The organism is Agrobacterium sp. 10MFCol1.1, assembly GCF_000381165.1.
In the GTDB taxonomy this organism is placed as follows: Bacteria; Pseudomonadota; Alphaproteobacteria; order Rhizobiales; family Rhizobiaceae; genus Agrobacterium; species Agrobacterium tumefaciens.
Window position 1 is genome coordinate 126722 of sequence record NZ_KB906072.1, and the last position, 26732, is coordinate 153453.

Annotated in this window: 33 protein-coding genes and 1 riboswitch; of the genes, 11 read left to right on the plus strand and 22 right to left on the minus strand. The window is 59.8% G+C overall.

Annotation, left to right across the window (positions count from 1 at the left end; genetic code table 11):
- Positions 1-68: 68 nt before the first annotated feature.
- The 6 genes from F617_RS0100690 to F617_RS0100715 all read right to left on the minus strand — a co-directional run bounded on the left by F617_RS0100690 (position 69) and on the right by F617_RS0100715 (position 3967).
- The gene (locus F617_RS0100690) at positions 69-383 is read right to left on the minus strand and encodes a hypothetical protein (RefSeq protein ID WP_019564120.1); all 315 of its coding nucleotides are present in this window, start codon (positions 381-383) and stop codon (positions 69-71) included.
- 4 nt (positions 384-387) lie between these two features.
- Complete coding sequence (locus tag F617_RS0100695; protein WP_019564121.1) at positions 388-1104, minus strand: CbtA family protein; 717 nt, start codon at positions 1102-1104, stop codon at positions 388-390.
- 10 nt (positions 1105-1114) lie between these two features.
- Entirely contained in the window at positions 1115-1297 is a 183-nt protein-coding gene (locus F617_RS0100700; RefSeq protein WP_003494386.1) for a CbtB domain-containing protein, read from the minus strand.
- A 166-nt stretch (positions 1298-1463) separates the two neighbouring features.
- A riboswitch (cobalamin riboswitch) is annotated at positions 1464-1689 on the minus strand.
- A 91-nt stretch (positions 1690-1780) separates the two neighbouring features.
- Entirely contained in the window at positions 1781-2701 is a 921-nt protein-coding gene (locus tag F617_RS0100705; RefSeq protein WP_003511962.1) for a cytochrome c, read from the minus strand.
- A gap of 86 nt (positions 2702-2787) precedes the next feature.
- On the minus strand, positions 2788-3222 hold the full coding sequence (locus F617_RS0100710; RefSeq protein ID WP_013635681.1) for a cytochrome c: 435 nt from the start codon (positions 3220-3222) through the stop codon (positions 2788-2790).
- A 115-nt stretch (positions 3223-3337) separates the two neighbouring features.
- Positions 3338-3967 carry a LysE family translocator gene (locus tag F617_RS0100715; protein WP_019564122.1) on the minus strand — a complete coding sequence of 210 codons (630 nt, stop codon included), beginning with the start codon at positions 3965-3967 and terminating at the stop codon, positions 3338-3340.
- Positions 3968-4100: 133 nt separating this feature from the next.
- Here F617_RS0100715 and F617_RS0100720 point away from each other — a divergent pair, with 133 nt between their 5' ends.
- Positions 4101-4826 (plus strand): YafY family protein, encoded by a 726-nt coding sequence (locus F617_RS0100720; protein ID WP_019564123.1) that lies wholly within the window; start codon positions 4101-4103, stop codon positions 4824-4826.
- Between the two features lie 111 nt (positions 4827-4937).
- On the opposite strand, the gene F617_RS0100725 is transcribed toward F617_RS0100720, so the two are convergent.
- Positions 4938-5807 (minus strand): metallophosphoesterase, encoded by an 870-nt coding sequence (locus F617_RS0100725; protein ID WP_019564124.1) that lies wholly within the window; start codon positions 5805-5807, stop codon positions 4938-4940.
- A gap of 132 nt (positions 5808-5939) precedes the next feature.
- Positions 5940-6542: a superoxide dismutase gene (locus F617_RS0100730; RefSeq protein ID WP_003511955.1), complete on the minus strand. Its 603-nt coding sequence runs from the start codon at positions 6540-6542 to the stop codon at positions 5940-5942.
- A gap of 220 nt (positions 6543-6762) precedes the next feature.
- Here F617_RS0100730 and F617_RS26795 point away from each other — a divergent pair, with 220 nt between their 5' ends.
- Complete coding sequence (locus F617_RS26795; protein ID WP_034501817.1) at positions 6763-7107, plus strand: hypothetical protein; 345 nt, start codon at positions 6763-6765, stop codon at positions 7105-7107.
- A 4-nt stretch (positions 7108-7111) separates the two neighbouring features.
- Here F617_RS26795 and F617_RS0100740 read toward each other — a convergent pair whose 3' ends face one another.
- Complete coding sequence (locus tag F617_RS0100740; RefSeq protein WP_019564126.1) at positions 7112-7654, minus strand: GNAT family N-acetyltransferase; 543 nt, start codon at positions 7652-7654, stop codon at positions 7112-7114.
- Positions 7655-7749: 95 nt separating this feature from the next.
- Between F617_RS0100740 and F617_RS0100745 the strand changes: the two genes are divergently transcribed.
- Positions 7750-8637 (plus strand): LysR family transcriptional regulator, encoded by an 888-nt coding sequence (locus F617_RS0100745; protein WP_019564127.1) that lies wholly within the window; start codon positions 7750-7752, stop codon positions 8635-8637.
- A gap of 174 nt (positions 8638-8811) precedes the next feature.
- On the opposite strand, the gene F617_RS0100755 is transcribed toward F617_RS0100745, so the two are convergent.
- Both F617_RS0100755 and F617_RS0100760 read right to left on the minus strand, forming a co-directional pair.
- Positions 8812-11160 carry a methyl-accepting chemotaxis protein gene (locus F617_RS0100755; protein ID WP_019564129.1) on the minus strand — a complete coding sequence of 783 codons (2349 nt, stop codon included), beginning with the start codon at positions 11158-11160 and terminating at the stop codon, positions 8812-8814.
- 260 nt (positions 11161-11420) lie between these two features.
- A complete protein-coding gene (locus F617_RS0100760; protein WP_019564130.1) occupies positions 11421-12302 on the minus strand; it encodes a branched-chain amino acid aminotransferase in 882 nt (293 codons plus the stop codon).
- Positions 12303-12695: 393 nt separating this feature from the next.
- Here F617_RS0100760 and tam point away from each other — a divergent pair, with 393 nt between their 5' ends.
- Positions 12696-13466, plus strand: a complete 771-nt coding sequence (gene tam / locus F617_RS0100765) for a trans-aconitate 2-methyltransferase (protein ID WP_019564131.1) — start codon at positions 12696-12698, stop codon at positions 13464-13466.
- A 192-nt stretch (positions 13467-13658) separates the two neighbouring features.
- Here the strand turns inward: tam and F617_RS0100770 are convergent, their stop codons facing one another.
- Together F617_RS0100770 and F617_RS0100775 are read right to left on the minus strand one after the other, a co-directional pair.
- A complete protein-coding gene (locus tag F617_RS0100770) occupies positions 13659-14027 on the minus strand; it encodes a VOC family protein (protein WP_019564132.1) in 369 nt (122 codons plus the stop codon).
- A gap of 49 nt (positions 14028-14076) precedes the next feature.
- A complete protein-coding gene (locus F617_RS0100775) occupies positions 14077-14787 on the minus strand; it encodes a YafY family protein (protein ID WP_019564133.1) in 711 nt (236 codons plus the stop codon).
- Between the two features lie 186 nt (positions 14788-14973).
- Here F617_RS0100775 and F617_RS0100780 point away from each other — a divergent pair, with 186 nt between their 5' ends.
- The gene (locus F617_RS0100780) at positions 14974-15801 is read left to right on the plus strand and encodes an aldo/keto reductase (RefSeq protein WP_019564134.1); all 828 of its coding nucleotides are present in this window, start codon (positions 14974-14976) and stop codon (positions 15799-15801) included.
- A gap of 21 nt (positions 15802-15822) precedes the next feature.
- Here F617_RS0100780 and F617_RS0100785 read toward each other — a convergent pair whose 3' ends face one another.
- The 3 genes from F617_RS0100785 to F617_RS0100795 form a co-directional block, all read right to left on the minus strand.
- Positions 15823-16434: a LysE family translocator gene (locus F617_RS0100785; RefSeq protein ID WP_019564135.1), complete on the minus strand. Its 612-nt coding sequence runs from the start codon at positions 16432-16434 to the stop codon at positions 15823-15825.
- Between the two features lie 125 nt (positions 16435-16559).
- Positions 16560-17366, minus strand: a complete 807-nt coding sequence (locus tag F617_RS0100790; RefSeq protein ID WP_019564136.1) for an AraC family transcriptional regulator — start codon at positions 17364-17366, stop codon at positions 16560-16562.
- Positions 17367-17435: 69 nt separating this feature from the next.
- Entirely contained in the window at positions 17436-18194 is a 759-nt protein-coding gene (locus F617_RS0100795; RefSeq protein WP_003511930.1) for an SDR family oxidoreductase, read from the minus strand.
- A gap of 103 nt (positions 18195-18297) precedes the next feature.
- Between F617_RS0100795 and F617_RS0100800 the strand changes: the two genes are divergently transcribed.
- Positions 18298-18729: a helix-turn-helix domain-containing protein gene (locus F617_RS0100800; RefSeq protein ID WP_013635666.1), complete on the plus strand. Its 432-nt coding sequence runs from the start codon at positions 18298-18300 to the stop codon at positions 18727-18729.
- A gap of 9 nt (positions 18730-18738) precedes the next feature.
- Here F617_RS0100800 and F617_RS0100805 read toward each other — a convergent pair whose 3' ends face one another.
- Complete coding sequence (locus tag F617_RS0100805) at positions 18739-19131, minus strand: hypothetical protein (protein ID WP_003511926.1); 393 nt, start codon at positions 19129-19131, stop codon at positions 18739-18741.
- 311 nt (positions 19132-19442) lie between these two features.
- Between F617_RS0100805 and F617_RS0100815 the strand changes: the two genes are divergently transcribed.
- The gene (locus F617_RS0100815; protein WP_019564138.1) at positions 19443-21005 is read left to right on the plus strand and encodes a helicase HerA-like C-terminal domain-containing protein; all 1563 of its coding nucleotides are present in this window, start codon (positions 19443-19445) and stop codon (positions 21003-21005) included.
- A gap of 60 nt (positions 21006-21065) precedes the next feature.
- Here the strand turns inward: F617_RS0100815 and F617_RS0100820 are convergent, their stop codons facing one another.
- Both F617_RS0100820 and F617_RS0100825 read right to left on the minus strand, forming a co-directional pair.
- Positions 21066-21416 (minus strand): Atu4866 domain-containing protein, encoded by a 351-nt coding sequence (locus F617_RS0100820; RefSeq protein ID WP_013635663.1) that lies wholly within the window; start codon positions 21414-21416, stop codon positions 21066-21068.
- A 14-nt stretch (positions 21417-21430) separates the two neighbouring features.
- The gene (locus F617_RS0100825) at positions 21431-22153 is read right to left on the minus strand and encodes an SDR family oxidoreductase (RefSeq protein ID WP_003511923.1); all 723 of its coding nucleotides are present in this window, start codon (positions 22151-22153) and stop codon (positions 21431-21433) included.
- A 122-nt stretch (positions 22154-22275) separates the two neighbouring features.
- Between F617_RS0100825 and F617_RS0100835 the strand changes: the two genes are divergently transcribed.
- Complete coding sequence (locus F617_RS0100835) at positions 22276-23172, plus strand: LysR family transcriptional regulator (protein ID WP_019564139.1); 897 nt, start codon at positions 22276-22278, stop codon at positions 23170-23172.
- Between the two features lie 46 nt (positions 23173-23218).
- On the opposite strand, the gene F617_RS0100840 is transcribed toward F617_RS0100835, so the two are convergent.
- The 3 genes from F617_RS0100840 to F617_RS0100850 all read right to left on the minus strand — a co-directional run bounded on the left by F617_RS0100840 (position 23219) and on the right by F617_RS0100850 (position 25345).
- Positions 23219-24001, minus strand: coding sequence for a VOC family protein (locus F617_RS0100840; protein WP_003511920.1), 783 nt, complete (start codon positions 23999-24001; stop codon positions 23219-23221).
- Positions 24002-24101: 100 nt separating this feature from the next.
- A complete protein-coding gene (locus tag F617_RS0100845; protein WP_019564140.1) occupies positions 24102-24590 on the minus strand; it encodes a DUF1579 domain-containing protein in 489 nt (162 codons plus the stop codon).
- A gap of 26 nt (positions 24591-24616) precedes the next feature.
- A complete protein-coding gene (locus tag F617_RS0100850; protein WP_003511917.1) occupies positions 24617-25345 on the minus strand; it encodes a thioredoxin family protein in 729 nt (242 codons plus the stop codon).
- 150 nt (positions 25346-25495) lie between these two features.
- Between F617_RS0100850 and F617_RS0100855 the strand changes: the two genes are divergently transcribed.
- From F617_RS0100855 to F617_RS26805, 3 genes are all read left to right on the plus strand, one after another.
- Positions 25496-25942: a MarR family winged helix-turn-helix transcriptional regulator gene (locus F617_RS0100855; protein ID WP_019564141.1), complete on the plus strand. Its 447-nt coding sequence runs from the start codon at positions 25496-25498 to the stop codon at positions 25940-25942.
- Positions 25943-26042: 100 nt separating this feature from the next.
- Positions 26043-26465: a YciI family protein gene (locus F617_RS0100860; protein WP_026330606.1), complete on the plus strand. Its 423-nt coding sequence runs from the start codon at positions 26043-26045 to the stop codon at positions 26463-26465.
- Between the two features lie 25 nt (positions 26466-26490).
- Positions 26491-26679, plus strand: a complete 189-nt coding sequence (locus tag F617_RS26805) for a hypothetical protein (protein WP_019564143.1) — start codon at positions 26491-26493, stop codon at positions 26677-26679.
- Positions 26680-26732 lie beyond the last annotated feature (53 nt).

A 26732-nucleotide genomic window follows, 5' to 3' on the forward strand; every position in this document is an offset into this window, starting at 1 on the left:
CATCGTCATTCCTGTGCTTGTCACAGGAATGAGGTGGTGGGGAAGTTAAGCCGTGAGACCATCACAAATCACCCCTGATCAAGCACCCGGCAGACACGGGGCGCGACATCCCCGCACTCCCCCGCAATCGCCCGGCGAATATCGCGGCTGTTGAGATGCAGACTGCGACCGGCCGGCAAAGCCGAGCGTTTTATCTTGGCAAGGGCTGCGGCCGTAAAGGCAGCCTCATTCTCATGAAAATAGGCGAGCGCCGCTTCCCGTTCCGGGCTGACGACGAGGACTGCCTTGAAGGCAAGGCGGTGCACGGCGCAGAAAGCGCCGTGACCGGGAACGGCAAAACGCAGCGCATCGAGTTCCTCACTCCATTCGGCTGCGCCCTGCATGGTTTCAAGCTTGCTGGAAGCGCTTCAGGAAAAACGCGCTCAATGTTCCGAGCAAGGTCCAGAAGACAAAGCTGGTCACGGTGGCGGCGACGATGAACTGTCGTTCCAGCGGCAGCGGTGCCAGCGCATGTTCACCTTCCGGCGGCAGGGGCGCGCCCACCACATGTGGAGCAACGATCAACACCAGTGCGAGCACGATTGCCCAGGGTTCGCGGCGGAATGCGATCAGCGCAATGCCGCCTGCGGTCGCCGCAACCGTCGAAAGCCACCAGATTTGACGCGCCTCAAGCGCGGCCGCCGGGCTGCCCGGTAGTTCCGGCGGCAGGCCGATCATCGGCGCAAGCATGACGGCGGCAAAACCGGCCACACCCCACAAAAGGCCTTCGCGCCAGCCGGCATCGGTGCCGCGCAGCGAGATGAGGCCGGTGAGCACCAGTGCATAACCGATGGCGGTCAGCACGTTGGCGGCGACCGTATAGGCGGTGCGCTCGAAGCCGTCGGCCGGAGACCAGGCTTCCTCGTTATGTTCGTGCGCGGGAACGGCAGCGCCGGTCGTGGCCGGAGCATCGTGGCTGTGGGGCGCTTCGCCACCGGCATTTTCATAGGTTTCCGCCTTCAGGATCAGCGGCGTGGTGCCGAAAGCCTGCATGGCCGAAACGGCGAAGCCGCCAACGATGCCGACGAGGACGGCGGTAAAAACGATATTGCGAAAGAACGACATGCTTCCCACCTCAATGGCAAGGGAAAGCATTGGCATGACGCGTGTCATGCGCGGCGTTGTGAACGGCTTCCACATGCGAAAAGCCGACAAAACCGACGACGAACAGACCAAGCACGATCGCCGTCAGCGATTGCGCGAAGCTGCCCGTTTTTGCTGAAACGGCGGCATTTGCCGTATTCTGGTTGATGGACATGGTGACCCCTCTTACGGCGCGACCCCGCGCCTTTAGACGCGGCGGAACGGCAAAACGCCGTGCAGCCGCATGCGATACACTTCACCACGGGGATACGAGACTGACACAGGGCGGCACGTTCAAGCGCCACCACCCTGAAATTCCGCTCTTCCGGACACCCCGCCGGCATGGACATTTCCGTGATGGCAGGTCTCCTGGCTTACGGGTCAAAACCTGAAACACCTTCCCGGCATTGCCCTCGCCCATATCCGGCGAGATGCTTACCAGTGGCATTTCGTTTCAGGCTCTCCGCTCACAGTTGCGGGGGCAGCCACGAATGAGGATGTCTCCCTATCGTGTTCCCTTTTCACCTTCCGGAACGCCCGGAAGGAACCATCACAGGACCGTTATCCGATGGGTGTGGGTGGGAGTCAATGGCAGGCCGGCGTGAGAATTGCGCGCCGCGGCTGGATGCCGGATCAAGTCCGGCATGACGGCGAAGGGCTACCGTGCCGGGATGGCCTTCAGATAGGCGGCGATCGCATTGCGGTCTTCGGCCGTCAGATGCGCCATGTTCTGCTGCACCTTGACCATGGAGCCGCCGACGCTGTCGAATTCCGGGGTGAAGCCGGTTTCCAGATAGTTGGCAATATCGGCCGCCTCCCAGCTTCCGACGCTCTGCGAGCCGGGGGTAATATCGGGAATGCGGCCCTCGCCTTCGGGATTTGGACCACCGGCCAGCCATTTGCCATCGAGAAAACCGCCAAGTGCATTGCGCGGCGTGTGACATTCGCCGCAATGGCCCGGGCCTTCCACCAGATATTGGCCGCGCAGCAATTCGGCATTGGCATCGGCAAGCTCGACGCGGGGTGGCGCGGATGTATCGAAATAGAGGAATTTCCAGCCGCCCAATGCCATGCGCATGTTGAAGGGGAACGGCAGTTCGTGATCCGGCGCGTCATTCTGGCTGGCGGGCAGAACCCGCAAATAACCGAAGAGGTCGTTGATGTCCTTCTGCGTCATGCGGGCATAGGAGGCGTATGGGAAGGACGGGTAGAGATGTTCGCCGTTCTTGCCGACGCCGCGCGTCATCGCATCTCCGAATTCCGAAAGCGTCCAGCCGCCAATGCCATGCTGCGGATCGGAGGAAATATTGGGCACATGGAAGGTGCCGAAGGGGCTTTTCAACGCTTGCCCGCCCGAAAGCGTCAAAAGCGCATCGCCCTTGGCATCTGGTGCCGCATGGCAACTTGCGCAGCCACCCGCCCAGAACAGCGTTTCGCCATTGGCAAGGTCCGGCTCGCCAAGGCTCACCCAGTGGCTGGGTGCCTGACGCACAGGCGCGGTGACCCAGGCGAAAATGCCGAAACCGGCAATGGCCGCCACCGCGATCCCGCCCGCGAGCTTCGTCCAAATGGAGGCCATGACCCCTCTCCCCATTATCACCTGATGAGATCAGGCATCATTCCCGCTGAAAAAAACGCCGCCGGGAAGCGGCGTTCTTAATAGGATCATTTCTTCAGACGGTAGGTCTGGTGGCACGCACCACAATCGGCACCGAGGGTCTGCATGGCGGCGGTGACGCCTGCCTGATCGGCGGGAAGGCTGGCGAGGACCTTGTCCGCATCGGCACCGAGCTTGGCGGCCTTGGACTTGAAGTCATCGAAATTTTCCCAGATCGCGGGTGCCGCAGCACTTCCGGTCTCGCTGCCCGGGGGAAACTGGTCGGGGAAAGCCTTGGCGTTGGTGCTGATGGTCGTCACGGCAGCCTTTACGGCTTCGGCGTCATAAGGCTTCTGGCCCTTGGAGATGGCAGCAAGCGCCCCCATGGAGCCGCCGATCTGCTTCATCATGCCTTCACGTTTTTCGACTTCGCCGGCAGCGAAGACCGCTCCGGCGCAAAGACAGCCGAAAAGCATGGCCGCCGCGATGGTTTTCAGTTTCATACACTCTCTCCTTGATTCCGGCAGATGCCGAACGCGCGATAACGGCGCGAGGATGCCCTTTCCGCATGGCGAAAAGAAGTCACATTGCAGTGAATTTCCCCAAGAAAACAGAAGTCTAGGAGAGTGCTTCCCAAAGCGTAACCAGGGCTGCGGCAATCAGCATGAAACCGGCGGCGCGGCCGATGAAAATCGTCGCGGCAGGCGAGGAAACGAGCCATGCCCGGCTTTTATCCGCCGTCAGCGCCAGAGCGCCATAGACCGTGAACTGCGTGATGGCCACCATCGCGCCCATTACCAGCCCCTGCATCCAGATTGGACCATAGTCGGGTTTGAGGAATTGCGGATAGATCGCCATCATGAAGAGATAGGCTTTCGGATTGGAAAGGCAGGTGAGCACGGCCCGCCAGAACGCCTTTCTGACAGAGGCGCTCGCCTGCGCATCATCGCCATTGACGGTGATAGCGCTGCGCATCAGGCCGACGCCGATCCAGACCATGTAAGCGGCGCCGGCGACCAGCAGCGGCAGGAACAGCGACGGCATCCAGGCGGCAAGCATGCCGACGCCAAATGCACCGTAAAGTGAATGCACCATGCCGCCGGCGCTCATGCCGCTTGCGGCGGAAAGCCCGGTTCTTTTGCCACCCGTCAACGCACTTGCCAGCACGAACAGCATATCCATGCCCGGCAGGATGATGATGCCGAACAGGACCAGAAAGAAAAGCCAGAGATTTTCGGCGTAACTCATGTCAGTATCTCCCAAAACAGTTTTCGACACATTCGGGAAAACTCATGTTTCTCAATGTGTTTTGCTGCTTATAGGAAAAGCCAACTGACAGCGTTGTGTCAGTTGCGTTGGGAAACCACCGGGAAAAACGGCAATGCGCAAGGCATCGAGACTGTTCGAGATCATCCAGATCCTGCGGGTGGCGCGCAGGCCGATCACCGCGCAGACCATTGCCGAGGCACTGGAGGTCACGGTGCGCTCGGTCTATCGCGATATTTCGGCCCTTCAGACCATGCGCGTGCCGATCGAAGGCGAACGCGGCGTCGGTTACATACTGCGTCCCGGCTTCAACCTGCCGCCGCTGATGTTTTCCATCGAGGAGACGGAGGCGATCGTGCTTGCGCTCGCCATGGTCGCGCGCACGGGCGACACTGAATTGCGGCAGGCGGCCAAAAAGGTCAGCGACAAGATTGCGGCATCCCTGCCCGAACCCCTGTCGAAAACCCTGTCGGCCAATGCCCTGCACGCCTGGGGCAGCATCGCGCCCTCACCCGCCGGCGTCGATCTTGCCATGGTCAGGCGGGCGGTGCGCGACGAGGAGCGGTTGGACATAACCTATGGCGATGAAGCCGGCGTGGAGACCCGGCGACAGATCCGGCCCATCGCCACGATCTATTATTCGGAGACGACCAATATCGTCGCCTGGTGCGAACTCAGGCAAGCGATCCGCAATTTCCGCTCCGACCGCGTTCTGACCTGCAAGACAACCGGCAGCTTTTTCAAGATGGAAGGCGAAAGGTTGCGGCAATTGTGGATGAGCGGCTGGCAGAGCAATCAGCTGGGGACTTCGGAACGAACGACGAATCAAGCCGGCGCGTAAAAGCACCTGATTTAGCGCGTCTTTCAACCTTCGTTCTGTGTCGGGGCCTCCGTCTCAACCGTCATTCCTGTGACAGGGACAGTAATGACGGTTGAGAGGGTGGTGCTGACTTCAAAGCACGGCAGCGTTATGCCGCAAATGCTCCAGCACCCTATCGTCCTCGCGCCCGAAACCGCGGATGACGATTCGGTCGGCAAACACATCGGCAATGGCGAAGGTGTTCTGGTCGGGCGTATCCACCATGCCCTTAAAGTTGACGAAGTGAGTGTTGCCCTGCACCCCGTAATTGCCCTCATGATTATGGCCGCTGAACCATGCGACGACCGAAGGGTGTACATCAAGAAGATCGAGGATTCGAGGCGCGTCCCACATATTATGGGCGTTGTTCGGATAGACCGGATAGTGGCAGAGAATGACCACTTTTTCACCCGCCGCATCCGCCTTTTGCAGAACGGTCCGCAGCCATTCGAACTGTTCGTCGCTGAGCGACGCATTCCAGTCCTGCGCATTGATCGCACCCACCTCTTGCAGGCGCCTCAGACGCTCTTGCGCCAGCGTGCGGCGCGGATCGCCCGGCGGCGGGGCAAACAGGCTGACCTCGTTGCCGTCAAGCACCACGAAACGTATCTCACCGATGGTGAAATCGTGCCAGGGCGACGCCATGCCGAGGCGGGAATGGATGGCGGACAGGTGTTGGGCGGCAACGGCGAAATCGTGATTTCCCGGCAGCATCACCGAAGGGTGGCGAAGCTGCTCGTAGACGCCAAGGATCGCATCGAAATTTTCAAAACCGCGATCGATGATATCGCCCAGCGTTACCACGAAGACCAGTTCCTCGCGATTGAAGGCGTCGATCGCTTCGCCAAGCTTTTTCGGGCTTTCGGCATAATACCGGCCCATATCCGGGCGGGGTTCGGCATCGGCATATTGGGGATCGGCAACGATGCCGAATGAGAAGAGCGGTGTGGTTTTTTCAGTCATGATGCGCCGCGATAAACCGGGCGGATGACAGGCTTGTGACAAATGGGAGCGACACGCTGGATTGTCGACCTCAAAAGCAGAACACCCGGCCTTTGGGGGGCCGGGTGTTCAAAAAATTGCGATCCGCAAAACTTACTTGGAAGCGGCTTCGTAACGCTCCAGGACGTAGTCCCAGTTGATGAGGTTGTCGACGAAGGCTTCGAGGTACTTCGGACGCAGGTTGCGGTAGTCGATGTAGTAGGAGTGTTCCCATACGTCGACGCCGAGGATCGGTTCTGCGCCATGAACCAGCGGGTTTTCGCCGTTCGGGGTCTTGGAGATTTCGAGCTTGCCGTTCTTGACGGAAACCCATGCCCAGCCGGAGCCGAACTGCGTGGTGCCGGCAGCGATGAAATCAGCCTTGAACTTGTCGTAACCGCCGAGATCGGAGGCGAATGCCTGTTCCAGCTTGCCCGGCAGCTTGTTGCCGCCGCCGTCCTTCTTCAGCCACTTCCAGAAATGGACGTGGTTGTAATGCTGGGCAGCATTGTTGAAGAGACCAGCATTGGTGCCAAAGGACTTCTTCACGACTTCCTCAAGCGAAAGGTCGGAAAGACCGGCTTCCGCCGCCAGCTTGTTGCCGTTGTCGACATATGCCTTGTGGTGCTTGTCGTGATGGAACTCGAGCGTCTCGCGCGACATGTATGGTGCAAGCGCGTCGTAGTCGTAGGGGAGTTCAGGAAGTTCGAAGGCCATGGTTTTTACTCCTTTTTGCAGCGGGTTACCGCTCCTAGAAACCGTGTGAGCGGACCATAGGAGCGAACCTCTGTTTGGGCAACCTGTGAAATATCAAAATGTTCCGACAAAAGAGAAAATTCCTCTCAAGCCAGCCGCCACCACATTTGTTTCACAACCCTGGCGTACTGTTTTCCACCCTATCGGTTCGCTTTTGATGAAATTGCAGGAAGGAAATTCCATGACCCGCCCCATGAGCCATCGCGCGCTGCTTCTCGCCGCCTTCTCCTCGCTGGCGCTACCCGCCGTCGCATCGTCTGACGATGCCTGGAAGGAATTCGTGGCGGATGTGCAGACGGCGTGCCTTGGCGCCAGCAAAGACATGATCGAGGACGCCAAGGTGGTGGTCGATCCGGTGGGCAGCGAGAATTATGGCCTCGCCGTCCTCACCGGCAAGGCCAAGGGCGCGGATGCGACGATCAGCCATATCTGCGTTTACGACAAGAAGACCAAGGCCGTCGAACTCGGCAGCGAGCTTGCCGGCGATACGCTGAAGGTTGAAATCCCCGGCTCCACCAAGCCCTGAGGTTTCAGAAACGGGGCGTGGTGTCGCCATCGCCCAGCGCGCGCTGCATCAGCACCGTGTCCAGCCACTGGCCGTGTTTCCAGCCGATGGACTTGAATGTGCCGACATGCTCGAAACCGGCGGCGCGGTGCACACCGATGGAGGCGGCGTTGGCGCTATCGCCGATGACCGCAATCATCTGCCGGAAGCCGCGCGAAGTCGCATCCTCGATCAGCGCATCGAGCAGCTTGCGGCCAATTCCCATGCCCTTCATGGCCGGATCGATATAAACGGAATTCTCCACAGCAGCACCATAGGCCGGACGCGGGCGATAGGCGCCGGCATAGGCATATCCGGCTATCTTTCCGTCGATTTCTGCAACGAGATAGGAGTAGTTGCCTTCCACCAGCAATCGGCGGCGCTCAAGCATCATATCCACGCTTGGCGGATCGATCTCGAAGCTGGCGCGGCCATGCAGCACGGCATCCCGGTAGATTTCGGTAATGGCTGGAATATCCGCCTCCTCGCAGGGGCGGATGGTAAGGCTGGAAATTGTGGGAAGGGTCATTCTCGTGTCCTGTGGTCATTCACGGCATTATTGTGCATTGCGGCTCAGTCAAAATAAAGATTATCTGTCTTATACAAACGATAAGGTTTTCTTTGATGATAGACCTCGATCTGCGGCAGGTGCGCAGCTTCATGGATGTCGCCGATCTCGGCAGCTTTTCCGCCGCAGCCGACAAGGCGGGGCTAACGCAGCCGGCCATCAGCCTGCACATCCGGCTGCTGGAAAAGCAGCTCGGTGTGCGGCTGATCGAACGGGTCGGCAGGCGCGCGCAGCCGACGGCGGCGGGCCGGGACTTTCTCATCCATGCAAGACGGATTGCGGAAGAAGTGGCGCATGCCATCGATACCGTAGCCCCTCATCGCAGCGGCGTGACGGGACGCCTGCGCATCGGCACGGGCGCCACCGCCTGCATCTATCTTCTGCCGCCAGTGCTGGGCAAAATCCGCCAGGTGATGCCGGGGATAGACATCGTCGTTCAGACCGGCAATACCCACGATATACTGAGGCTTCTCGAAGCCAATACGATCGATGCGGCGGTGGTGGCCCTGCCGGCCAGCGGCCGCAGCCTCGATATCAGCGACATCCATCTCGATGAACTGGTTGCGGTTTTCCCGCTTGGAACCATCAGCGACGCAACAATCCTGAATGCCGAGACGCTTTCGACACAGCCATTGCTGCTTTACGAGGGCGGCAATACGCGCAAGCTCGTGGATCAATGGTTTTCGGCAAGCGGCCGCACCGTGCAACCCGCCATGGAACTGGGCAGCGTCGAGGCCATCAAGAAACTGGCCGGCGCGGGCCTTGGCCTTGCCATCGTGCCACGCATGGCGATGGAGCATGAAGATGCTCCATCGGGGCTTGAATGGCGCTCGCTCGAGCCGCCGCTCGAACGGCGGATCGCCCTTGCCCTCAGACGCGACAAGCACATGACCGCGCCACTAAGGGCGCTCGCTGCTGCATTGCCAAACCTGCAGAAACGATGAAGCCCGCGTCGGTTTCGGACGCGGGCTTCGATCTGTTGATGCTTGAGACTTTTTTCTTTCGTCATGCCGGACTGGATCCGGCATCCAGCCACGGCGCGTCTGCGCCGTGAGAAGAGTCGTACGCGATCAGAGACTTGATCGCGCTGGACCCCGAAGCCAAAGGCAATCTCGTCCTCAGAACTCGGTCCAGTCATCACCCTTCACGGCCAGCGCGGCATTGCCACGCGAAGCAGTGACCGGGCGGGATCTGGACGGCTGGGAGACGGGTGCACGTGCGGGGCTTGCCTCTCGCATGTGCTTTGCCGTCTCGCGCAATGCGGAAGTCTGCTGACCGAGCTGGAATTGCGCCAACAAAGCCTGGAGATTGGCACATTCCTGCGCGAGACCCGCACCGGCCGCATTCATTTCCTCGACCATCGCGGCGTTCTGCTGCGTGGCCTGATCCATGTGATTGACGGCGGTGTTGACCTCGGAGAGACCGGCGGACTGTTCCTGCGCCGCGGTGGCGATGGCGTCCATATGGGTGTTGACGGACAGTACGAGCTGCTCGATCTCGGAAAGCCCGACGCCAGTATCGGCGACAAGCTTCACGCCCTCACCCACCGCAACGGCTGACGTGTTGATGAGCTGCTTGATTTCCTTGGCGGCCTTGGCGGAACGCTGGGCCAGTTCGCGCACTTCCTGTGCAACGACTGCAAAACCCTTGCCCGCATCGCCCGCCCGCGCCGCCTCGACGCCCGCATTCAGCGCCAGAAGGTTGGTCTGGAAGGCGATTTCGTCAATAACACCGATGATCTGGCCGATCTGGCGCGAGGAATGCTCGATGCGTTCCATGGCGGAAACGGCATCGCGCACCACCTTGCCGGAAAGATCGGCCTTTGCCCTTGCCTCACGCACCGTGTCACGCGCATCGCCTGCCCGCTTGGAGGTGGCCGAAACATTGGCGGTGATCTCTTCCAGCGCGGCAGCGGTCTCTTCCAGAGAGGCAGCCTGCTGCTCCGTGCGGCGGGAAAGATCGTCCGATGCCGACGAAACCTCGTGAGCGCCGCCATTTACCGTCTGCACGGACTGGCCGACACTTGTCAGCGCTTCGCGCAGTTGAACGACGGAGCTGTTGAAATCGTGCCGCAGCGCCTCGAATTGCGGTGCGAACGGCGTGGCGATCTCGCAGACCATGTCGCCGGAAGCGAGACGGCGAAGACCGCCCGCCAGCGAACCCGTGGCCTGATTGAGCCGTTCTTCGGCCTCGGCCTCGGCGCGCTGCTGCAACTCGATACGGTCCCGCTCGGCCCGCTCGCGGTTGGCCAGGGCTTCGGATTCCAGCTGCCTGTTGCGGATTGCCGCCTCGCGGAAGATTTCCACGGCGCGGGCCATCTCGCCGATCTCGTCGCCGCGTTTTGCGCCGGCGACATCGATCGAAAGATTGCCGCCCGAAAGCTCCATCATCGCGTTGGTCAGGCGGCTGATCGGCCGGGTGACGCGGCCGACGATGACGGCAAGCGAGAGGATACAGAGCGCCAGCGTCGCGATGAAGACGACGAGATAGATCATCGCATCGATGAAGGCGTCCTGTTTGGCCTGTGCGGCATTTGCGTCCAGAACATCCATGGCGGCAGAAGCGATTTTCGCAATCGTGCCGAGGTTTTCGGTGACGGTGGTGCGCCAGCTGTCCATGGTGAAGGCAGGCGTGCGACCATTCATGAGATCGTCGATGAGCTTGGCGCGCTGCGTGCTGAAATCGCCCTTGAAGTAAGTCTTGTCCGCCGTGGCGTAGATATCCTTGAGCGATTGCGGCGTCGATTCATGCGTAACCAGATCGCCGGTCGCTTTCCAGGCGAAAGCCGCACCGGCATCTAATGCGCCGAGCTGCTGCATCTCCTGCGCCGTCAGTGGACGGTTCTGGGCAACGGCAGCGTTGAGAATGACGGTGGCGCTGCCGCCAAGGGCACGGGCAGACCAGCCGTAAGAGCGCAACTGGATCAAACCGGTCTGACCCTGATCGAGAGAGCGAACAGTGCCTTCAAGCGCTGTCGAGCCCGCCTCGAGCGAGGCGAGGAAATCGCCGCCGAGCGCCATGACCGTCTTGTCGAGCCCGCCTTCGCGCCGGTCAAGCGGCAGCGAAACGTTGGCGTCAACCTTCTTTCGCAATTCGACGAACTGCGCGTAGACATCTTTAACGCGCTTCAGCGGTGCCTGAAGCTGCGTGTCTTCAAGCGACGAAGACTGCGTGAGGAATGCCGTCATGGCAGCATCCACCTTCTGGCGTGCGGCCTGCACGCTGGCGACGCTGCCCGTCGATTTCGACGGATCGAGCGTCAGTGCCGTGGCGCTGTCGCCGCGTTCACTGCGGAAATTCAAAAGAGCGTTGAAAAGAAGCTTGTCGAGCGAGACGAGTTGCGCAACCTCTGAAAAGGTGCCGGCGCGATTGGCCGACCGCCACAACTCGTTTCCGACCAAACCGGCCAGCGCGAGGCTGATGGTAAGAAAAAATCCTACAAGTACATTACGAATGCTGAAAGACATCTGGCGGCCCTCGTTAGCCGGAAGGGAAGATGCTGCAAACTACGTGTGGTTTGTCTAAAATTGGATTAAATTCCCCTCAGTTTTCGCGGGAAAATACTGCACTGCAAAAACAAAAGGCCACGGCAAGCCGAACGCCTGCCATGGCCCTGATCGAAATACCTGTCAGCTTTGCCCACCAGACAGAAAATCACATTCGATTTTCGTCCGTAACGATGCGCAGATTAAAGAGAGTCAGAGCGTCCGGCAGGACGCACGGCGCTCTAGACGTCTGCGCCGAGACGTGCCCAATCCATGTAAAGATCGAGCGCCTTGCGGGCGACCGGACCTGCCTGCAATGCGCGGTCATCCAGTTTCACAACAGGGGAAACCTTGGAATAATTGCCCGAGCAGAAGATTTCATCCGCCCCGCGGAAATCCTCGACCGACAGGGTCGCTTCGCGCACTTCGAAACCGGCCTGGCGCAGAAGGCCCATCACCCGCGAACGGGTGATGCCGGCAAGGAAGGTGCGGTTCGGAACCGGGGTGAAGACGACGCCGTCCTTGACCATGAAGACGTTGGACGATGCCGATTCAGCGACATTGCCGTTCATGTCGCACATCAGGGCGTTGTCGAAACCGCGTGCACGGGCTTCCAGAATGGCGCGGCCGCTATTGGGGTAAAGGCTACCGGCCTTGGCATCCGTCATCGCGGTTTCCGGTGAAGGACGGCGCAGCGGCGAGACGGTGAGCGTCAGCGATGCGCCGGCATTCATCGGCGCTTCGAAAAGGCACAGCGCAAAACGGGTGGAATTGGCATCGGGCGCGACGACGCTGCCCGGCGAACCGTGTTCTGCCCAATACATCGGCTTGATGTAGATTTCAGTCTTGCCGTCGAATTTATTGACGCCTTCCAGCGCCAATGCCTCGATCTCTTCCGCCGTCATGGTCGGCTTCATGCCCATGTTGGTGGCCGAGCGGTTGACGCGCTGGCAATGCAGATCGAGATCGGGAGCCACGCCATCGAACCAGCGCGCGCCGTCAAACACCGTGGAGGCCAGCCACATGGCATGCGAGGTCGGGCCGATGAGCGGCGGATTGCCGGGCAGCCATTGACCATCAACATAGGTCCAGGTGGTTGATCGGGGTGCGGTATCGACGGTCATGACTGTCTCCTGTCTTGAGCATCTCCGCCTTTCTGCAAAAAGCGAAAGAGCTCCATCTTTTTCGTCCTGCCACATTGCCGCACGCAAAACCGCTTCGCACTTTTGCTGGCAATGCTCTGAAATCGGCGGGAGTGAATGCCTCTGACCGGGTGAGGTCAAGTTTTAATTGCCGCCATGTCTTATTTTGATGGAAAATAACAAATGCATGCCCCGACAAAGACGTTTTGTGAGGCGAAACAAAAGGTTGATGAATAGATCCATCACAATAATTCATGCATTGGATGATGGCGGGGGGATTTCGCCCATGCGATGCTGGCAGTCTGACGGCGCTTGCAACGCCCTTTACAATTCTTGTTCGCCGATCCGAATGCGACACGTCAGCAGGAGAAAATCATGGCATGGTCCGCCCAGCAATATCTGAAATTTGAAGACGAGCGGACACGCCCGGCAAGGGATCTTCTGGCGCAGGTGCCGCTGGAGCGCGTGCTGAACGGTTACGATCTGGGCTGCGGCCCGGGCAATTCCACCGAGCTTTTGACCGATCGTTACGGCGTCAACGTCATCACCGGCATCGACAGCGACGACGACATGCTGGAAAAGGCGGCGGACCGGCTGCCCAACACCCGTTTCGGCAAGGCCGATCTCGGCAACTGGCGGCCCAGCCAGAAGGCGGACCTGCTTTATGCCAATGCGGTGTTCCAATGGGTGCCGGATCATCTTGCCGTTCTTTCGCAGCTGATGGACCAGCTGGAAAGCGGCGGCGTGCTTGCCGTGCAGATGCCTGACAATCTGCAGGAGCCGACACATCGCGCCATGGAGGAAACGGGAGCAGACGGCCCCTGGAAGGACAAGTTTGCGGATGGCAGATTACGCCGCAAACCCCTGCCCGCGCCATCAGCCTATTTCGATGCGCTGACACCGAAATCCGCGCGGGTGGATGTGTGGCACACCATCTACAACCACCCCATGAAGGATGCGGAAAGCATTGTGGAATGGGTGAAGGGTACGGGTCTGCGCCCCTATCTTGCCGCCGCCGCCGAGGAACACCGCGAGGCCTTCCTCAACGACTATACCAGGCGCATCGCAGCCGCCTATCCGCCCATGGCAGACGGCCGGCTGCTGTTGCGTTTTCCGCGCCTGTTCGTGGTGGCGGTGAAGAAGTAGCGTAGTTTTCGCCTCCCCTCATTCCTGTGCCTGTCACAGGAATCCAGCCGGCCCAAGTCCTTGGGCTGAAAAGGCTCTCTCGCCGCGCAGACGCGCGGCGCTGGATCTCTGTGACAAGCACGGGGATGAGGAGAGCTTAGAGTACGACATGGCTACGGCACCATTTAGCCAATCGGCCTCAACGCATTATCTCTAACCCGCGAAGGCGTAGACCCTCAGACGATGGCCGTCGGGGTCGGCCGCAGTGAATGTGTAGCCGAAGTCCATCGTGCCGGGCTGCTGCAAAATGGCGATGCCCTTTGTCTTCCAGTCGGCGAAGGCTTCATCCACCTGCGCATCACTTTCGACGCGGAAGGCAAGCTCCCCGCCACCGCCCGTTAACGATGCCTTCGGCTCCACCGTATGCCTCGACCAGAGGCCGAGCTTCATGCCGTTTTGAAGCACGAACAGGGAGAATGTCGGAGAGGCTTCGACCGGCTCTGCGCCGAGCAGGGCTTTATAAAATTCCGTGCTGGCCGGCGGGTTGTCGACGTAGAGAATGGTGAAATCGGGGTGGGTCATGGCTGTTCTCCTTGAGTTGCGGATGAACAGGTTCTAGACCCGCGTGCTGTCAGTTTTTGTCAGCATGATTTTGTTGCCGTCGCTGTTTTTCCCGCTCGCGCCACTCCTTCAGCAGGGACTGGCGGCGGCGGGGATAACGCTTGTCCAGAGGGTTGAAGCTCTCGATGCGGTCGGCCCGGAAACTGCGGAAATCCTGCCGCGTCTCGCACCATGCCAGCACCACCCGCACCAGATCGAAAAAGGCGAGCGCGAAGGGCCAGATCACCCGCTCCGTCAATTCTCCCTTCTCGTCGCGATAGGTCATCACGACCTTGCTCTCCTTGCGAATAATATCGCGAATGGCGGCGAGATCGACGTGGATGGTGGCCATGGCCTGCCCGGGGCCGACAAGCAGGGTGGAATTATCGAGCTCCTCACGCAGGGCATCGGGCAAAACGGCGGCGATCTTGACGAGTGCGGCGCGGGCTGCCTGCGCCAAGCCCTCATCGGCACGGCCCGCGACCCATCGCGACCCGAGCACAAGCGCCTCGATCTCCTGCTGCGAAAACATCAGCGGCGGCAGCAAAAAACCGGGACGCAGCACATAACCCACACCCGCCTCGCCCTCGATGTCAGCACCCTGCGCCTGAAGCGTTGCTATATCGCGGTAAAGCGTGCGCAGGCTGACGCCGGTTTGCGCGGCCAGCGCCGTACCGCTGACCGGCATGCGGTGGGCGCGCAGGATCTGCAACAGATCAAGAAGCCGTTGTGAGCGCGACACGCGTGGTTCCTCCACATTCCGATCATGCCATCTACGACGTTTCACCATCGACTGGTAGCCTCGCGCACAGCGCCTCGCAATGGCGAGACGCTTGAAACCAATGGCGCGGACACCAGTTAATAAAAGACCGCTTCCCCATCCGGCAGTCCTTGCCGGCCATGTTTGCAATAAACAGGAGAGACATGCATGTATGACGTCAACGCGAATGGCGCGAACATTCCCGCCCTCGGTTTCGGCACCTTCCGCATTCCGGAAGAGGATATCAGGCGCATTTTACCGGAGGCGCTGAAACTCGGTTTCCGCCATGTCGATACGGCGCAGATCTACAAGAATGAAGGTGCGGTTGGCGAAGTGATCGCAAAGTCCGGCATTTCCCGGCACGATATTTTCCTGACCACCAAGGTCTGGGTGGACCGCTACCGCCACGCTGATTTTCTCGCCTCCGTCGATGAAAGCCTGCAAAAGCTGAAGGCGGATTATGTCGATCTCCTGCTGCTGCACTGGCCGAAAAGCGATGTGCCGCTGGCGGAAAGGATCGGCGCGCTGAACGACGTGCGCAAGGCCGGAAAGGTGCGCAATATCGGCATTTCCAACTTCAACGTGGCGCTGACGGAAGAGGCGGTCAAACTCTCCGACACACCGCTTGCCACCAACCAGATCGAATACCATCCCTATCTGGACCAGACGAAGGTGATTGCGGCCGCGCGCAAACACGGGCTTTCGGTCACTGCCTATTATCTGATGGCGGATGGCAAGGTGCCCGACGATTCGGTTCTGAAGGATATTGGTGCAAGGCACGGCAAGACGGCCGCACAGGTGGCGCTGCGCTGGGCGGTGCAGCAGCCGGATGTCGTGGCGCTTTCCAAGACCGCAACCGAAAGCCGCCTCAAGGAGAATTTCGACATTTTCGATTTTGCGCTCTCGGAAGAGGAAATGCAGGCGATCCACGCGCTTGCCAAACCCGATGGCCGCATCGTCAACCCAGGTCACCTCGCACCCGACTGGGACGATTGACAGCGTGAACCCGGTCCGGTCTCACCGCTGCGTCAACGCCAGTTTCGCCCCGAGCGCCACAAACGCGGCGGCGAAACTGCGTCTCAGCCAGGTGAGTACGGCCGGGCGCGCCACAACCTGCCGCCTGACCGAGGCGGCAGAACAGCCGTAAAGCGCAAAGACCAGAAACGTCATGGCCATGAAGATCAGCCCGAGATCGACCATGCGCCACGTCGGAGAAACCTCCTCCGGCGCGATGAATTGCGGCAGGAAAGCAAAAAAGAAGATCGACAGTTTCGGGTTCAGGAGATTGATGAGGATAGCCTCACCGATGACCCTCCCTGCCTTGCGGTGCTCCTGCTTGTCGTCGATCTTCAGCGCCCCATCTTCCCGAAGCGTGTTCCATGCCATGTAGAGCAGGTAGGCGACACCCAGATATTTGATCACGCCGAAGGCAAGGGCGCTCGCGTGCAGAATGGCCGCAAGTCCGGTGATGGCGGCCAGCAGATGCGGCACGATGCCGAGCGTGCAGCCGAAAGCCGCGACGACGCTCGCCTTCGACCCTTGGGACAGGCCGGCGGCCAGCGTGTAAACCGCGCCTGTTCCGGGAGAAGCGGCGATGATCAGGGATGTGATGAGGAATTCGGGCGTCATGGATTCTGCAAGTCCTGTTGAATGGAGGACAGGAGCTTGACTGTGTCCGACGCGGGGGTCTTGGATGAAATTGCAGCGTTGAGGCTTGGAGGCTCGCGTCTGTAGCCCTAGTACCCCAACCTGCGCTACGAAACCGCCGCCCTATACGCCGCGGGCGTCACCCCGAACTGCCGTACGAAAAACCTGTTCAAATGGCTCTGGTCGGAGAAACCGGCGAAAAAAGCCACATCGGCGGGTGGAGCACCCTTGGCCAGCGCACCCCGTGCCAGATGCAGGCGTCGCTGCAAAAGGTAGCTGTGTGGCGTCAGCCCCGTGGTCTTGCTGAAGGATCGCAGGAAGCGGAACTGGCTCATGCCGGCCTCCTGCGCCAGATCGGTTAGGCGCAATGGCCGGGCAGGATCGTCATCGATCCTGCTTTTCGCGCGTCTTATGCTATCGGGCGCTGCCGTCTCGCGTGGTGTTGCCACTGTTTCCATTGCACCCACGAGCAGCATAAGGAGGGTCTCGTCGCAGCGAAGGGTGTCACCCGGGCGATCAGTTGCCGTCACGGCTGAAAAAAGCGCGCGGAACCGGTCCGCCAGAGGCCTTGTATCGACGGGATAGGCGAATTCGAAAAAGCCGTGATCCTTTTCGATGATATCGGCAATGGCGGCCTGCACGATATCGATGTCGAGATAGATCATCCGCCAGGCGCGCCCGCCCTCTCCCAGCGGAATGCCGTCATGAACCTCACCCGGATTGACGGTGATGACATGGCCGGCTTCAGCCTCCACCATGCCGCGCCCGCTCAGCGATTTCTGCGCGCCGCGCTCCACAAGGCCGATGCCGAACTGGTCGTGCATGTGACGTGGAAAAGAGCGGTCGCTATCCGCAACCACGGCAGCAATACCGGGCATGGCGGTTTTCGGCATCAGGAATTGACGGCTGCCCATGAAAAGCTGGCGCTCCCTTTAAAGAGCGCCACGCTATCACAGGCGATGCCTCCGAGACAGGGCCGGGCCTTACGGATGCATGCCGTTGACCATCGAAAACACCTGATCAAAATTGCCGTTCTGCGCGGCGAAACGCAGCGGCTTGCAGCGTTCCACAACCACTTCTTTCTCATCCGGGCGACCGCCGAGAATGTCCATCACTTCCGAAATGAAGGCCTCGAGCGGCATGGCTCTTTCGTCGCTTGCCTGGCCTTCCCCCATCAGCGTCGTCTGCACATAGGGCGGCACGATTTCGATGACCTCAACCGAGGTTTCTTTCAGTTGTTCGCGAAGTGCGACCGAGTAGGCATGGATGGCCGATTTGGTGGCGCTGTAGGTTGGGGTGACCACCATGGGCACGAAGGCCAAGCCGGAGGATACCGTCAGCACTGTCGCTTCAGGCTGCTTGAGGAAATGCGGCAGCAACGCCGCCGTCAGGCGAATGGGCGCCAGAAGGTTGGTGGCGATGGTTTCCTCCGCCGTATCCAGATAGTCCGGGGCCGAGGCGATTTCCTCCGGCCGCATGATGCCGGCATTGTTGATGACGGCGTTGAGCGTCGGATGTGTCTTGATGAGATTGTCGGCGAAAGAGCGGATGCCTTCGGCGTCGGTCGCGTCCATGACCATCGCGGCCATGCCGGGATTGGCGGCCGTTACCTCATCCAGCACATTCTGGCGGCGGCCGGAAATGACGACCTTGTTGCCCAGCCGGTGAAACGCTTCCGCCAGCGCCCGGCCGATGCCGGAGCCGCCACCGGTGATGAGAATGGTGTTGCCTGTCGTTTTCATCGAAAAATCCTTTGCCTGTTGGATGACGGGAAATTAGCGGCTATACTCTCCATTCGTAAGTAGGCACCCAAAAGAATTATACTTACCCAAAGGAGAGTGTAAGATGAAACGGTATGCCGCCGATCCCATGATCGAGAACAGGCGGAAGTCTCCGCCGCCCACGGAAACCGATCCGGTCATCGAGGCGCTGGTTGAGGATATCATCGCGAAAGTGGCGGACAAATGGACGATGCTGATCCTTGAGGTGCTGGAAGAGCATGGCACGCTTCGCTTTACGCAGATCGGCAGGCTGGTCGGCACCATAAGCCAGAAGATGCTGACGAAAACGCTGAGGCAGATGGAAAGCGACGGACTGGTGCGCCGCACCGTGCACCCCGTCATTCCACCGCATGTGGATTATGGCCTCACGTCTCTCGGAGAGACCCTTGGCAGCGCCTTTTGCGGCGTGTGGATATGGGCGGAAACCCACCATGCGGAAATAGAAGAGGCGCGGCGCCGGTTCAATGAACAGCCGCCGCGCCCCGCTATCGAATAAAATGTCGCCTTACGCGAACTGGCTGAGGCCCGGAACCGAAGCGATCACCTGATCGACAGTCTCATCGCCCGCGTGCTGGCGAGCAACGGCGATGGTTTCCTTGGCGAGCGTGGTGATTTCGCTCATGCCGATGCCCTGGCTCATCAGTTGCTGGCCGAGACCCATGATGCCGCCGCCGCCGATCGCGCTCATCAATCCGCCCAGCAGACCGCCGCCACCAGCGCCCTCGCCATTATACTGTGCCACGAGATCGCTGGCACCCGGAATGGCTTCGATCATGCGGGCGATCGGACCATCTGCCGCCTCGCGCTGGAGAAAACCCAGAATCATGCCAACAGCCTTTTCGGCCAGCGCAGGGTCTATGCCCGCCTTTGCGGCGATCTGGTCAACGACTTCGTTCATTCTTGCCTCCTGTTGAAAAACGACGCCAACACCGAATAACTGACGTTAACGTCAACGTAAAACAATCTCATGCCGCATTCAAGCGGGCGGCGGGCGGGTGCGACAACTTTCATGAAGCGGTTTTTCTTCATCGCCATCAAGCAGTTGTTGCGCCTTGAAACTGTCCTTATAAGATCATCACAACCATACTATGAAAAGGCCGCTTTGGCAGTAGCGGCCAGAGGGTGCCGTAAAAGTTCAATTCGGACATGACCATCTTCAAATCGATCGCGATTTAAGGGGCATGCATCAGTCGCAGGAGAAAATGGTCGATGTTGCAGGACGGACAGATCTATATCGGGACCAGCCGCAATCCGGACGACAGCCTGAACAAGGGTGAATATCTGGAGCTGAAATTCGGCAACCGCCACGGCCTGATCACCGGCGCAACGGGCACGGGCAAGACCGTGACCCTGCAGGTTCTTGCCGAAGGTTTCTCGCAAGCCGGCGTTCCCGTTTTCTGCGCCGATATCAAGGGCGACCTTTCCGGCATCGCCGCCCAGGGCGAAACCAAGGACTGGGTGCAGAAACGTGCCGAACAGATCGGTTTCACGGATTTTTCCTATGGCAAATCGCCGGTGATCTTCTGGGATCTCTACGGTGAAAAAGGCCATCGCGTGCGCGCCACCATTGCCGAAATGGGCCCGCTGCTGCTGGCGCGGCTGATGGATGCTTCGGAAGCCCAGGAAGGCGTGCTCAACATCGCCTTCAAGATCGCCGATCAGGGCGGGTTGCCGCTGCTCGATCTCAAAGACCTGCAATCGCTGCTGAACTACATGGGCGAGAATGCTAGTGCGCTGTCCAGCCAGTTCGGCCTGATTTCCAAGACCTCTGTCGGTTCGCTGCAACGCGGGCTGCTGGTCCTCGAACAGCAGGGTGCCGCAAACTTCTTCGGCGAGCCGGCGCTGAATATTGCCGACATCATGCGCGTCGGCACGGACGGGCGTGGCACGGTTTCGGTTCTCGCCGCCGACAAGCTGATGATGAACCCGCGCCTTTACGCCACCTTCCTGTTGTGGATGCTCTCGGAGCTCTTCGAGGAACTGCCGGAAGTGGGCGACCCGGAAAAGCCGCGTCTGGTGTTCTTTTTCGATGAGGCGCATCTGCTGTTTAACGATGCGCCAAGGGTGCTCGTCGAGCGCGTGGAGCAGGTGGTGCGGCTTATCCGCTCCAAGGGTGTGGGCGTCTACTTCGTGACGCAGAACCCGCTGGACGTGCCGGAAACCGTTCTTGCCCAGCTGGGTAACCGCGTTCAGCATGCGCTTCGCGCCTATACGCCGCGCGAGCAGAAAGCTGTGCGCACCGCAGCCGATACGTTCCGCCAGAACCCCGCCTTCAACACAGCCGACATCATCACCACGCTCGGTACGGGCGAGGCTCTGATTTCGACCCTGCATGACAAGGGCGCGCCCTCCATCGTCGAGCGCACCCTTGTGCGGCCGCCCTCGGGCCGCGTCGGGCCGCTCACCGATGCCGAGCGCAAATTGCTGATGGATACCGGCCCGCTTGCCGGTCAATACGACAGGGATGTGGACCGGGAATCGGCCTTTGAAATCCTCAACGCACGCGCCCAGAAGGCTGCGGAAGCCGAAGCCGCCAAGCGCGCGGAAGAGGAAAATGCCTCCAGCCAGTCCGACAGTGCCTCGGGACGCTGGCGCCTGCCCGGTTTCGGCGACGAGGAACCCACAAAGGCCTCCACCACCGGCACCCGCAAGACGAGCGGTTATCAGCGCGAAACCGTGATCGAGGCGGCAATGAAAAGTGCCGCCCGCTCGGTTGCCACATCCGTGGGCCGCGCCATCGTGCGCGGCATACTGGGAAGCCTGAAGCGTTAAAACAGATAAGCCGCCCGGCCTCGATCAGCCGGGCGGATTTTTTCCTGTTAGCGTGACGGTTCACGGCTCACGATAGAAAATCATGCCGCCGTGGTAAAGCACATCGTCGATGAACTCGCCATCGGCGGTAAAGCCGGTATCATCCCAATAGTCGATATGGTTGCCCCTCACCTCGTAACGCCCCTGATAGGCGCTTTTGCGTTGGCCGCGCGCCTCATCGTAGCGGCCATCAGGCAAAAGCTCCTGACGGATATGGCCGTCGCCGGTGACCCACATGCCGATATAGGGGTGGCTTTCGGTCTGGGCCATCTTGTCCATATTCCCTTTCACGGCACGATCCTCCTGATGGTGGCCGGTATCGGCGGCGGCCGTTGCGAGTACAAGGGCAAGCGATGTCGAAACAATCTTCATTGTCCCGATCCTGCCTATGCGGCGGTCGGGCGGACGACGATTTCATTGACGTCCACGTCGTCGGGTTGTTCGATGGCATAGCGGACTGCGCGGCCAATGGCGTCCGGCTTCAATGCTATGGCCCGGTAGCTTTGCATCAGCTCCGCAGCGGCCGGATCGGTGATGGTGTGGGCAAGTTCGCTTTCCACCACGCCGGGGTGAATGCAGGTAACCCGCAGGTCGCGGTTTTCCTGTCGCAGCCCGTCGGAAATCGCCCGCACCGCAAATTTCGTCGCGCAGTAAACGGCAGCCGTGGGCGAAACGGCGAGCGCACCGATGGAGGCGATGTTGACGATGTGGCCGGATGCGCGGGCGGTCATCTCAGGCAGAACGGCGGCGACGCCATAAAGCACGCCCTTGATGTTGACGTCGATCATGCGGTCCCATTCATCGACCTTGAGGGACGACATCAACGATAGTGGCATGATGCCGGCATTGTTGACGATGACGTCGATCCGTCCGAACGCCTTGCGTCCCGCCTCGGCAAAATCCTCGACACTCTGCCTTTCCGTGACATTAAGGGGATGGACGACAACCTCAGCGCCCGTTTGACGCAGTTCGTCGGCCAAAGCCTGCAAACGGTCCATGCGGCGCGCACCCAGAACCAGTTTCGCGCCTGCAGCGGCAAGTTCTCTGGCGATACCCTCACCTATCCCGCTCGACGCACCTGTTATGAGAATAACTTTGTTCAATGTCATGGCTTTCTCCTTGGCTTCACGGCCCGCTTTTTCGAGAGGAGGCCGTTGCAGGAAAGATAAAGCTTTGCCATTGTCGTGATAATTACCTCAATGATAACCTCCATGGATAGATTTACTAACCAATGAATGTTGATCTCAACGCGCTTTCCACCTTCTGCATGGTTGCCGAGGAACGCAATTTTCGGGCTACTGCGGACAGGCTCGGCGTAACACGGTCAGCCGTCAGCCAGACCATCCGCAGGCTTGAAGAAACGATGGGGATAGCGCTCGTTCAGCGCACAACGCGCAGCGTCAGCCTGACGGAAGCGGGGCAACAGCTTTACGCCGATGTTTCGCCATCCATCTCCAACCTCATGCAAGCGACACAGGCCGCCTCTTCCCTGAGTGGAACGCCTCGGGGGCAATTGCGGCTTGCTGTTTCCTCGATAGCGGAGCGCTTCTTGTCCGGGCCATTACTGGCGCGCTTTGCTGAAATCCATCCGGAAGTGCAACTCGATATTGTCGTGACGGATGAGGAATTCGATATCGTCGCCGAACACTACGATGCCGGCGTGCGTCTGGGGGAGCTGATCGCGCAGGATATGATTGCCGTTCCGGTTTCCGGGCCGCAGCGGCAGCTCGCCGTCTGTTCCCCGCAATATCGAGATCGTGTCACCTTACCGACGCAGCCGCGCGAACTGATCCATCACAGATGTATCGGCTGGCGCCCTCGTCCGGACGTTGCGCCATATCGGTGGGAATTTGCCGAAAATGGCCGGGAATTCGCGGTCGCCGTCCAGCCGGACTTCACCACCAACGACATGCAGTTGATGATAAAGCTGGCCTGTGCCGGCGCCGGCATCACATTCGGCATGGAAGAGACTTTCCGTCCCTACCTGGAGAGCGGCCAGCTTGTTTCCATGCTGGAGGACCATTCTCCGACTTTTGCGGGATTTTATCTCTATTATCCCAATCGACGTCATCTTGCGCCGAAGCTCCGCGCCTTTATCGATCACGTTCGGCTACCGAGAAACCGGTAATCTGCCGGAGCAGCCTCCGGCAGATCGGTATATCAGCCCAGAAGGGTTACTTCTTCTGCGACAGCAGCGAGAAGAAAGCGCCCTGCGGGTCCTGGCAATTGACGATCCAGCTCTCGCCGGGAACCTCCATCGGGCCGTTGACGACCTTGCCGCCACCGGTACTGACCCGGGTGATGGCGTCATCGATGCCGTCGACGTTGAAATAATAACCCCAATAACAGGTGGGCGCACCCGCCATACATTTCATCATGCCGCCGACGACCTTGCCGTTATGGGCGAAGATGCGATACGGGCCCATTTCTGCGCCCATGTCAAAATCATGGTCCTTGGTCCAGCCGAAGACCTCACCGTAAAAGGCTATGGCGTCGTCGACATTGTTGGTGGCAAGTTCGTACCAGCCAACGTGACCCGGCAGGTTCTGCGTCTCCTGCGGAAAACCGCCGGTTTCCATCGGCAGCGGCGTCATGATGCACAGAACCGCACCGGAAGGATCAGCCACCACGGCGAAACGGCCGATCTCCGGGATATCCTGCGGCGGACGCCTGACCGAACCGCCCTTTTCCGCGAAAAGTTTTGCCGTGGCGTCCACATCGTCAACGCCGACATAACCGGTCCAGTTGGGAGGAATGCCCTGGCCCTTGTGTTCTTCGGTCAGTTCCATGATGCCGCCCATGCCTTTGCCATCGGCTTCCAGCACCAGATAGGGCATTTCCGGCGAACCGAAATCCTTGGTCTGCCAGCCGGCGACATGACCATAGAAGCGGGCACCCTGCTCCATCTCAGGCGTCATCAGTTCAACCCATATGAATTTTCCGTGTGTATCGGACATTGAATCTCTCCGGGGTTATGGCGTCATTTTTCTGGCGATCGGCCGCCGCAGGACGCGGCAGCGCATTATTCGGCGTGATCGGGCAAATTCCGGCGGGGCGTCATGCCTTGCGCTGGAACTCCGATGTCATGAAGGTCTTGAAACTGCCATCCGGCTGCCGGACGCTGCCGGAAAAGCTGCGGTTATTGTCGTCATGCAGCACCAGCACGTCGTGATAGGTATCGATGCGGCCGGAACCGTCAAAGGCCGGTCCTTCCGCTTCGAGTGTCAGGGTCTTGCCGTCGTCTTCCAGCCAGCCCTTGTAGACCCAGAGATTGGTCATCATCGACCCCACCCAGGTGCCGACGAAATGGCCCTTGGCAGGGTCGAAACCCACGGTGATGACAGCCGTCATCTCCGTCCCGTCAGGCATCTTGCCGGTGCCGTGCCCGATGATCCACAGCCCCCCGATGGAGCTGACGGTTTCGGTGAACCGCTGGGCGGGATCATCGGGATCGTATCCCTCATGCCCGGAACTGGCGGTCATGACCCAGTCGCCGACGATCCTGCCCAGGAACGCGTGTTCCTTCTGCGGCTTGGCATTTTCCATTGTCGTCTCCTCCTCCTCGTCCTATTTCAGTGGCAGCAAGACGCGGCCTTGGGCTCGTCCTCGTACTGGTCGTGCCGGCGCACCCAATCCATTACACCCTCTTCATTACGGCCTTTTGGCACCAGATCGAGCAGCATCAATGTACCGAGCGTCTCTTCCATGCCGCGGGCATAGGCGGAATAGCTATGGTAAATCCTGCCGTCCTCGCCCTTGGCGAAAATGCTGACGCCGTGCAGGTCCTTCAGGTCGCCCATCGGCTCGATCTCGCGGTAATTGTAGGTGATCGCCCCGCTCTCGATATCCTCATCACGGAAGGAGGCCTGATAATCATAGTTGAAGTCGCTGCCGTTGGCCGAGACCCAAGGGAATTTCCAGCCCATGCGTTTTTTATAGGCCTCGATCTTTTCGAGCGGTGCGCGCGAGACCGCAACGAAACCCGCATCGCCGTGCTTCAGGTGAACCATCGCACCATCGACATGGTCGGCGAAAAAGGAACAGCCGGTGCAGCCCTCCTCCCAGTCGGGCGCCAGCATGAAGTGGTATACGATGAGCTGGCTGCAATTGCCGAAGAGTTCCTTCAGCGATTTCGGGCCGGAAGGCGCGTCGAAAATATAATCTTTCGTCACCTCTTCCCAGGGCAATGCGCGGCGCGCCTCGTTCAGCCTGTCGCGCGCGCGGGTCAATTCCTTTTCCTTCACCAGCAGATCGCGGCGGGCCGCAAGCCACTCCTCATTCGAAACGACGGGATGAGACATGATCTTTCCTCCTTGGATCCGTCTTTCACCACGGCACCGCTCCGCTTCCATGGTGGGCGCCGCCTGTGGCTGCATTGAAAGCCAGGAAAACCATCAGCAAGGCGACAGGTTCCGCTTGACTAATTACGTTGATATCAACATATATAGTCCATGTCAAACACCAGTGTGATTCCTTTTTCGGCAACTCTTTTAGTGCGGGACTCCTGTCTTTGCCTGCATGCGCAACGTGCGGCGCGGGCGCTGGCGCGGCTGTTCGATAACGCATTGAAGCCCGTGGGCATCAACAACGGCCAATTTTCCCTGCTGATGTCGCTCAACCGGCCGGAGCCGCCGCCGATGGGGCCGGTCGCCAATCTTCTGGCGATGGACCGCACGACGCTGACGGCAGCGCTGAAGCCACTGGAGCGGCGTGGGCTGGTCAGTATCGAGCAAGACCCAAAGGACAAGCGCGGCAAGCGGCTGCGGCTGACGGTGGAAGGCATGGCCGTACTCACCGCCGCCTTCCCCATCTGGCAACAGACCCACGCCGAAATCGAGGCCCGCATCGGCAGCGGCGACCCCGACCGGCTGCGCCGCGACCTCATTGATCTCGGCTGACGGGAAAGCGGCGTATTGCCACTTTTACCCGTGAAAATGTCATCTACCCGTCGTGCCGGACGGCGAAACTAACGAGGAAGACGCAACAAGGGAGGAAACCATGCGTGTTATCGTTTTCGTAAAGGCCACCCGCAGCAGTGAGGATGGCATAATGCCGACCACCGAACTGATGGAAGCCATGGGCAAGTTCAACGAGGAACTGGTCAATGCCGGCATCATGCTTTCCGGTGATGGCCTCCACCCTTCCTCCAAAGGCAAAAGAGTTGTTTTCGATGGTGACAGCCGCAGCGTGATCGACGGCCCCTTCCCGCACACCAACGAGCTGGTTGCCGGCTTCTGGCTCTGGAAGGTGAAGGACATGGATGAGGCTGTGGAGTGGGTGAAGCGTTGCCCCAACCCGATGCTGGAGCGCAGCGAAATCGAAATCCGCCCGATGTTCGATATGGAGGATTTCGGCGACGCGGTGACACCTGAAATCGCCGAACATGTGGAAAAACTGCGCGAGCGCGTGGCAAAACAGTAAGGGCGCCGCGCTTGAGGGCTGGAGAATGCGGGTCGCCATATTCTCCGGCACCACCCTCCTCTTCAAAAGCCATTGCCTCGAACCCCTGCCGCTGTTAATTGTTGGATGGTTGAACACGTATCAAGAAAGGAGGCTTCGCATGGATATTTCCTGCTTCTGGCGCAACCGCCAGATCTGCCACCTTTTTGCCCTGCAGACGCGTTTGCAGGGCTGACCGGAACACCAAAACTCTGGTTTGCCCGAAAGGCCGCGCAGAATGCAGCTTGT